Here is a 5,693-nt window from a genome sequence, read left to right on the forward strand (position 1 = left end):
ACAGCGTAAACTTCTACGCGAACGTTTCCGCAAATCAGTTACAATAAAACCTTCTGAAGTTACTGCAATTTCAATTGATCAGGTTTTCCTTCAGAAAACAATCCGGAAAATCGAAAATCACTTCGGCGACTTTCATTTTTCGGTAGAGCAACTGGCTGAACATCTGAATATGAGTATTTCCCAGTTGAACAGAAAGTTAAATGCTTTAATTGGCCAGCCTGGCGGTCAGTTGATGCGATCGCTTCGTTTGCAACGCGCAGCCGATTTACTGAAACAAAATTCGGCCAGTGTTTCAGAAATATGTTACAAACTGGGATTTAACGACCATGCTTACTTTTCACGAGCCTTTAAAAAACAGTTTGGATGCAGCCCTACCGAATACAAAAACGGAAATTAATTGCTTTATTATTGAAAAAATCTCCAAATGACCAAAAAGTCCTAGTCAATGCGTAAATAACACAAATAACCAGACCTGTCTGCAACTTAATTTTGCTTGTAAATAATTGTAAAACAATGTTCAGGCAAATGAGAAAAGCAGGCATAATAGGTGGATTGGAATTTATTGGGAGCTACATGACCCTAAAATTTCTATCCGAAAACTACCAGGTAAAAGTTCCGGTTTCCAAATTTAAAAATGGAAAAAAGATTTTGAACATACCCGGGCTTTCAGCCAATAAATATCTTGAAGAATTTCATGGAGATTTAAACGATTTATCTGAAACCCGAAAGTTCGTGAGCGATTGCGATGTAATCATTCATTGTGGAGCACCTTTCAGAGTAAACAATCTGAATGAAAAACCACAACTATTTGTTCCTGAAATAAAAGGTGCCGGTCCGCTCCTTAAAATTTTGGGCGATTACCCAAACATTCAAAAATTAATTTTTATATCGCCGCCGGCAAATATTCACCCGGTTACATCTTCTATCACTGATTATGAAAAAAATGATTCAACTACTAAAAATTCAATGGCGAAAAACAGAATAAACCTGCAATTCCAAAAGGCTGTTTTCCATGCAAAAAAGGCTCAGGAAAATGCTTACCAGATTTTGGAGGAGAAACGTTTTGAAGTAATTTTTGTTTCTCCTGCAGAAGTATCTGGAAATAGTATGTTCAGCACAAGGGAATCAACTTCGGCCGGGTTAAAATATCTGTTCGAAAACGAGATAAATCACGACCCGGTTTTTAAAAGAATAATACAGCAAAAAAAGCTTCAAACTTTAATAAAAGCTGAAAATGTTGCTGAAGAAGTATTTTCTAAAGTAAATTCAACTGTAAAAACTGAAGAGGAAATTTATTCTACGGCCGGGTAAAAATCGAATCGTCAAAGTTTTCACCAAATGTGATATTTTCAAAAATAACATTTGCTGTTCCCATAGGCATTTTCGACTCAATTTTCATGGGCATTAAAATCCCATCAATGCTTTTATAGTCGCTCAGGTTTTGTTCTATTTCAACTTCCTGCCCCTGTGCATTTACCTTTGCTTTTACTTTTCTCACCAGATATGATTCAGCATCAATAAAATAATTTTTAACGTTGCCGTCTTTATCGGTAAGCTTAATATTGAACATGGGTGAACCATCCACATTAACCTTTCCAAGCAGGGTGGCAGTACTACCTTTATCCTTATAATTATACAATTCGCCATCGATATTGGCCTGATCCATGGCCTGGTCAAGTTCTGGTCCCGATAAATCCTGCGGTTCTGAACTCATCCAGGGAGCAATCATCCAGCCTTTTTCCCCATCATAAGCCTGAATCATTTTTTGACCCTGCATGTCCATCTCCACTCTGAATTTATTCGGTCGCTTCATTTTCATCACCATCGGAAGCTCCATTCCCATTTGCTGAATGGTTGCTTTTACAGAGTAAGTCTGTTTTTCCAGTAATTTTTCCTGGCCAACTGTTTTAAAGTGTTTGGTGAGCACTTCATCTAAATTTTGAGCGTTGACCTGGCCTGCTAATACAATAAATAGTATTGCCAGTAAAGTTGAAATAGATTTTTTCATTTCGATAAAATTTTATGAATGTGAATTATGTATTTTTTTATTTGTAAAGAATATAGAATTTTAGTTACAACAGCAGATTAATTTCTTTTTTTTCTAAAAATAAATCTCAGCCAAAATATTTTCGAACGGAATCCCCTTTGAAATCAGCAAATCGCGCATTTCAACCACCATAATGGCTTTCCCGCAAAGGTAGTATTTTACATCTGGTAGTTTCTCCAGCCCTGAAATATAATCGGTTACCCTTCCGGGGAATGTGTTACAAGAAGACTCACGCGAACAGCACCGCACATAGTTTTCACCCAGGGCCCACTCCAGTTCATCTTCAAAATAAAACTGGTTTAACCAGCTCACGCCGTGAATCAGTTTTTTATTTTCGCCCAAACCCGAGCGAAACATGCTGTAAAATGGGGCGATTCCGGTTCCGGTTGAAATCCAACAGGCAGGCCCGGCAGTTCCTAAAAAGCTGCCGTAAGGTTCTGAAACCAGTATTTTTTCTCCGGGAATCAATGAAGCCAGTTTTGGTGTTAGCAAGCCATCCTCTTTTACGTTAAAAAGAATAGCGGCCTCTTTTTCTTTATTCCCGCTGCAAAGGCTGTAAATTCTTGGTGGATGGTCTGCATTCAGGGCGATTTTTACCACTTGCCCGGGCAAAAAATACCATGGGCGGATAAATGAAATCAGATGAACGCCCGGCGAAATTTCACTGTTCCCGGTGAGTGTGTAATTTTTCAGTGGGAATTGCTTTTTGTTGGCTCCCATTTTAGTTTTAATTGAGGCGGGCAAATTAATTATTTGCAAAAACGAAGGTAACTACCAGGTTATCAGCAGAACTTACCATCATATTTTTTACTTTATAAAATGCCTTAAGTTCATCCATATCGGCAACCTCGTCAGAGTTTCCCGTAATTTCAAGCGGAGTAATCCTATGTGCTTTCAAAACAAGGTTTTCAGGGGCATCGAAACCCACACCTGGCTGAACCTGTTCCAGTTCAAAATCTACATCAGAAATATTTTCTATTTCAATTCTCCACGATTCCCCGTTTCGAAGTTTACCTTCAGGATTCACAATTTTCAGTGATGCAAAAAACAAAGGTTCCAACAGGTTTGCACGGCCAATCAGGGTGTTGTTAAACCAGGCCAAAGTTCTTCTGCTAAAAAGAGCTTCCCTGATTCCGCCTTCTGTTCGGCTGCGTGCAAAAACCAGAGTCATAGGGCGGTGCCCGTTAACCACATCGTAATCCATGGCAATGGGTTCGTGTACATCGGTGTTGGCAAAAACGGTGAGTTTCTTTTCGCGAGCCCAGTCAATGGCTTCGGGGTAATATTCATTGTAATTGAAAACTTCAATTCCGTGTAACATGTCACCTTGCAGTAGTCGGGTATGTTCGTCCCACCACAAAGTGTTTTCCGGTTGTTGGGCTTTCCATCCAGGGTGATTCCAAATGAGAAAGGCACCCTGATCCCGCGCTTCTTTAATGGCATCGAAAACATCTTCGCGCTCAAGTAAATTTGCATTTCTTATAAAAAGTGCATTCAAATGGCCGGGCGGCATACTTCGGGTAATCTCGGCCCCTTTTATCAAAATAATATTTCGGTTGTTTGCAAGCGGTTCAGCAATATCAAAAGAGCGATTATGGTCAGCAACTACATCTTTTGAGTGGGGCAGGTACTCAATATGATCTGTAATTGAAATAGCATCCAGCCCCTCTTGCCAGGCCTCTTCAACTCTAACTGTTGGCCAAACCGTTCCATCAGAAAATACAGTATGCATATGAAAATCGCATTTCAGGGTACGGTAACCCGGAATGTTGGGAATATGAATTATTTTCCGGGATTGACCAATTACTGAAAAACTGATAAAAATTAATAACAACAGAAAAAGAAGTATCTTAATTCGCATTTCAAAGTGGTTTTAATGTTCTAAAAATTTGGCTTTTAAATATCCGTTTTTTTAATGAACCGGCAATATTTACTCATATTAAATATTTTTTAATTGATCGGTAATGATTAATTTTAACAGAATTAGTGCATTCTTTTTAATTTTTTTAAAAAGATTCTTGTTTTGTGTGAAAAAATTTCAATCTTTGTTGTAGAAAATAACCAATGGAAAAGCTTTTTAGAAATAACGGAAATCAAAGTTTGGGTGTTGAACAGAAAAAAGTAGTGCATAAAAAGCAGATTTTAAGAACGCTTTATTTCTTCGGAACCATGTCGAACTCTGAATTATCGAAAATTATAAAACTGAGTACACCAAAAATTAACAGTTTGCTGGTTGAACTCATAGAAGATGGACTGGTAAAGGAACTCGGACGCGGGGATTCAAGCGGAGGAAGACGGCCAAATATTTATGGGTTGATTGAAGATGGATTTTACGTGGTTGGAATTACAATCAACATAAACCGAACGATTATTTCCATTTTTAACAGCAATAACAAGGAGGTTGGTACCCCACACTTTTTACCGGTCAGAATTCAACCCGATTTTGGAATCTTCAATGAAATAAACGAATTTCTGGATAGTATTCTGGTTGAAAAGAATATTGAAAAAAGCAAAGTTCTGGTAGTTGGAGTGGAGTTGCCCGGGTTAATTAATCAAAAACAGGGCGTCAATAAAACTTATTTTCCCAACATTTCCAATTTGTCAGACGAGTTACAGAAAATTTTTGGGCTCCCGGTTTATATCAGCCACGATTCGAAACTGAGAGCTTTTACAGAGCAACACTTTGGTTTGGCCAAAAACAAAAAAAATGTTTTGGTACTTCAGGTTGACTGGGGTCTTGGGCTTGGAATAATCATTAACGGAAAACTCTATTCCGGAAAGTCAGGTTACTCCGGCGAATTTGGCCACTTGCCCATTGTTGACAACGGAGTGCTTTGCAGTTGCGGAAAACAGGGTTGTCTCGAAACCATTGTTTCTGCCACTGCCATTGCACGCATTGCTCGCCAGGGTATTCAAAACGGAAAATCTTCGTTGATAAAACAATTGGTAAATGACGAACTGGAAAAAATTGATATTTCAACAATAATTGAAGCTGCCAACCGTGGCGATCAGTTTGCCATTTCAATTTTTTCTGATGTGGGGTACTGGTTAGGCAAAGGAATTGTTTACCTCATACAAATATTTAATCCTGAATTAATTGTAGTAGGAGGACGGGTTGCTGAGGCAAGCCAGTTTATAATTGCTCCTGTACAACAGGCGATTTACACCTTTAGTAATCGCGATATAAGCGACGATACCGAAATTAAGTTTTCGGCACTGGGGCAAAAAGCCGGACCGCTTGGCGCTGCTGCTTATGCGCTCGACAAAATTGCTTCGGCAAAATAAGTTGATTTAAATTGAATGATTGGAAAAAGAAAAAGCATGGAACTAAATTTTTCGAAAGTAGAACAAGCCTTTTTTAACGAATCGAAATTACAGAAAATTACCACCCGAATGCCATACATTGCTGTGGACAGTTTTCCGAAACTCGGGTTGCTTTCGGCTTTAAGTTTTCTGGAATGGGTAGCTGAAAATCCAAACGGGGTTTTAAGTTTGCCTACCGGAAAAACAGCACAATATTTTCTGCAATTCACCCATTTGCTGCTCAACAACTGGGACAACCAGAAAGGAAAAGATATCCGCAAAAAGTATGGTTTGGCCGATGTAAAAAAACCATCACTTAATGAGTTGCAATTTGTTCAAATGG

General features: G+C 38.7%; 6 protein-coding genes and 1 pseudogene. 4 read left to right on the top strand and 3 right to left on the bottom strand.

All coding sequences use genetic code 11. The features are described 5' to 3' along the window. Window positions 1-397: helix-turn-helix domain-containing protein (locus tag ACESMA_RS21180; protein WP_372950881.1), on the top strand; the 397-nt coding region annotated here is incomplete at its 5' end. A gap of 128 nt (window positions 398-525) precedes the next feature. Next, on the top strand, window positions 526-1,311 hold the full coding sequence (locus tag ACESMA_RS21185) for an NAD-dependent epimerase/dehydratase family protein (protein ID WP_372950882.1): 786 nt from the start codon (window positions 526-528) through the stop codon (window positions 1,309-1,311). Here the strand turns inward: ACESMA_RS21185 and ACESMA_RS21190 are convergent. The 3 genes from ACESMA_RS21190 to ACESMA_RS21200 all read right to left on the bottom strand — a co-directional run bounded on the left by ACESMA_RS21190 (window position 1,298) and on the right by ACESMA_RS21200 (window position 3,908). Beyond that, window positions 1,298-2,008 (bottom strand): outer membrane lipoprotein-sorting protein, encoded by a 711-nt coding sequence (locus ACESMA_RS21190; RefSeq protein WP_372950883.1) that lies wholly within the window; start codon window positions 2,006-2,008, stop codon window positions 1,298-1,300. The two genes, ACESMA_RS21185 and ACESMA_RS21190, sit on opposite strands and share 14 nt — an antisense overlap. A gap of 93 nt (window positions 2,009-2,101) precedes the next feature. Then, on the bottom strand, window positions 2,102-2,767 hold the full coding sequence (locus tag ACESMA_RS21195) for a ferredoxin--NADP reductase (RefSeq protein WP_372950884.1): 666 nt from the start codon (window positions 2,765-2,767) through the stop codon (window positions 2,102-2,104). A gap of 25 nt (window positions 2,768-2,792) precedes the next feature. Continuing rightward, window positions 2,793-3,908: an Sb-PDE family phosphodiesterase gene (locus tag ACESMA_RS21200; protein ID WP_372950885.1), complete on the bottom strand. Its 1,116-nt coding sequence runs from the start codon at window positions 3,906-3,908 to the stop codon at window positions 2,793-2,795. Window positions 3,909-4,111: 203 nt separating this feature from the next. Here ACESMA_RS21200 and ACESMA_RS21205 point away from each other — a divergent pair, with 203 nt between their 5' ends. Both ACESMA_RS21205 and ACESMA_RS21210 read left to right on the top strand, forming a co-directional pair. After that, window positions 4,112-5,332, top strand: a complete 1,221-nt coding sequence (locus ACESMA_RS21205) for an ROK family protein (protein ID WP_372950886.1) — start codon at window positions 4,112-4,114, stop codon at window positions 5,330-5,332. A gap of 36 nt (window positions 5,333-5,368) precedes the next feature. Then, a pseudogene (locus tag ACESMA_RS21210) lies at window positions 5,369-5,693 on the top strand (glucosamine-6-phosphate isomerase); the annotation flags it as partial.

It is taken from the genome of Mariniphaga sp. (genome assembly GCF_041687215.1).
Taxonomy (GTDB): Bacteria; Bacteroidota; Bacteroidia; order Bacteroidales; family Prolixibacteraceae; genus Mariniphaga.

Bases quoted from the DNA above. Each gene is read 5' to 3' on its own strand.
- ACESMA_RS21185 (WP_372950882.1), top strand. From the start codon at position 526: ATGAGAAAAGCAGGCATAATAGGTGGATTGGAATTTATTGGGAGCTAC.
- ACESMA_RS21190 (WP_372950883.1), bottom strand. From the start codon at position 2,008: ATGAAAAAATCTATTTCAACTTTACTGGCAATACTATTTATTGTATTA.
- ACESMA_RS21195 (WP_372950884.1), bottom strand. From the start codon at position 2,767: ATGGGAGCCAACAAAAAGCAATTCCCACTGAAAAATTACACACTCACC.
- ACESMA_RS21200 (WP_372950885.1), bottom strand. From the start codon at position 3,908: ATGCGAATTAAGATACTTCTTTTTCTGTTGTTATTAATTTTTATCAGT.
- ACESMA_RS21205 (WP_372950886.1), top strand. From the start codon at position 4,112: ATGGAAAAGCTTTTTAGAAATAACGGAAATCAAAGTTTGGGTGTTGAA.